Below are 1,356 nucleotides of genomic sequence, written 5' to 3' on the forward strand. Positions count from 1 at the left end.
TGTTTCCAAACAAACGTCACTGATGGGCTATGATTGTGGCTTTGATGCGGCGCTTGGCGCACAAGGACTTGATTTAGCTGTCCGCGTCCGTGTGCCTGTGCTGTCGCTCTGTCCGTGTTCTAAGGAAATATCAGAATATGGGGCGCACAATCAGCGCAGTATAGTCAGCATTAAGGTTCGCTCTAGGTCTTTTGTCTGGCTTGAGGAGCTGATAGACTATGCCGAATGTTCTGCTAGCTCCCCTATATATTCACTCTTGAAACGTGAGGATGAAAAGTATGTGACTGAGCATTCTTATGGTAACCCCGTCTTTGTGGAGGATATTGTGCGCAATGTGACAGAGCTGCTGTCTGCCGATAAGCGTATATCTCAGTTTGAGGTTATGAGCGAAAATATGGAGTCTATACACAACCATAGTGCATGGGCTGAAATTGTCCGCTAGTATGAACATCCGCGCTGGTATAGACCTTGGTAGTAGATTTATAAAGGTTGCTATTGAGAGTGGTGGCGATGTCGGCGAAGTCAGTAATATCAGTCTGCATTCAGTAAGTACCATAGATTTTTATAAACTGCGCGCAAAACTTATTCGTGATGGTGTTAGTAATATTGAAAAGGCTTTATTATCATATCTAAGCATACCGCAAGGTGCTGCAATACTTGCAACAGGCTATGGACGGAACGTTCTACAAATGGATAATATCTCAACAATATCTGAAATCAAGGCGCATTTTTATGGGGTAAAGCGACAATTAAAGGGGTTGAATTCAGAAGAGCAGAATAGCTTTACTATCCTTGATGTAGGTGGGCAGGACTGCAAGGTTATAAATGTGAAAGGCGGCTATATAGATGATTTCGTTATGAACGATAAATGTGCTGCAAGTACGGGCAGGTTTGTGGAGAATGCAGCTACGGCACTGGGTATGACGTTAGGTAGTTTCAGCAGTGCTGTGAATGGACCTATAACACTGCCCAGCACGTGTGCTGTCTTTTGTGAAAGTGAACTGATAGGCTTGCTAGCGCAGGGAGCAAACGAAGAAACTCTTGCCGCAAGCGTTAACTGTTCCATAGCTAAACGCCTGTCTGCTATGATAAGTAGATATAAGCCTAGTGTTATTATAACTGCGTCAAGGCTTGCCCGAAACAGCTAAACCCTACTCAGGCTATAGCTGGCATAAGAAAGATGTTGCTTGATAAGCAATATTAGATATTAACTCTGCGGGGGCGTAAAACCCCCCGCGTTTTTGAAACTCAATCAACCTAAATGTTTTACGAAATATTTGACCAGACGCGCCTGATAACATTCTTTTTTGTATTTATCCGCACAGGTGGGATATTATTCACAGTGCCTATATTTAG

General features: G+C 43.4%; 2 protein-coding genes. Both read left to right on the forward strand.

Going from position 1 to position 1,356, the window contains the following annotated elements; all coding sequences use genetic code 11:
* Positions 1–442, forward strand: a 442-nt coding sequence (locus AC1MDJ_RS07860) for a GTP cyclohydrolase, FolE2/MptA family (RefSeq protein ID WP_479690368.1), incomplete at its 5' end; no start/stop codon positions are given.
* Position 443: 1 nt separating this feature from the next.
* Entirely contained in the window at positions 444–1,148 is a 705-nt protein-coding gene (locus tag AC1MDJ_RS07865) for a BadF/BadG/BcrA/BcrD ATPase family protein (RefSeq protein ID WP_479690369.1), read from the forward strand.
* Positions 1,149–1,356 lie beyond the last annotated feature (208 nt).

This window comes from Candidatus Termitispirillum reticulitermitis, from assembly GCF_054655775.1.